We start from the raw sequence: 556 nt of genomic DNA, 5'->3' as shown, positions 1-556 counted from the left end.
AAGCAACACGCAATACACCGTCATTGAATCTTACTCTGAGCATGACTTCAAAGTAGAGATGAGTGTATCTGCGCATGCCAGAAAACAAGACCCTTCGCTTCCTGAGTGCTGGCAGGCCAGACTGGTTCTTTATCCTGAGCCAATGGGGCCTGGAAAAATAAAAGGTCTGCTGTGCTCTTTGGATGATAAACAGGTTTTTGGTGCACAGGCCATTCTTGATGTCTATTTCGAGCGCTGGGAAATTGAAAATAGCTATGGAGAAATAAAACACCAGATGCTTGAGGATAGTATTCTTTTGCGTAGTCAGACTGTGGATGGAGTCAATCAAGAGCTATGGGGTATATTGCTAGCCTACAATTTAATTCGAGTAGAGATAAGTCGAATAGCCAAAGAGGCTAAAGTCTCCCCGCTGAGAATTAGTTTTGTCATGGCTTTGCGGGATATACAGGATGAAATACTCTGGTGTGCCATCGCTTCGCCAGGTTCAATTCCAAAGAAATTAAGGGCAATGCGAGAACGAGTGAAACGTTATATTCTTCCAGAAAAAAGAAAACGG

Annotated in this window: 1 protein-coding gene; it reads left to right on the top strand. The window is 43.3% G+C overall.

From position 1 onward, the window contains the following. Positions 1-556, top strand: a 556-nt coding sequence (locus I6F65_RS21580) for a transposase (RefSeq protein WP_197114895.1), incomplete at both ends; no start/stop codon positions are given.

Origin of the sequence: Pseudoalteromonas sp. SWXJZ94C, from assembly GCF_015864385.1 — a bacterium.
Lineage (GTDB): Bacteria > Pseudomonadota > Gammaproteobacteria > Enterobacterales > Alteromonadaceae > Pseudoalteromonas.
The sequence above is the reverse complement of the archived record's forward strand: the minus strand, read 5'-3'. Positions and strand labels throughout refer to the sequence as shown.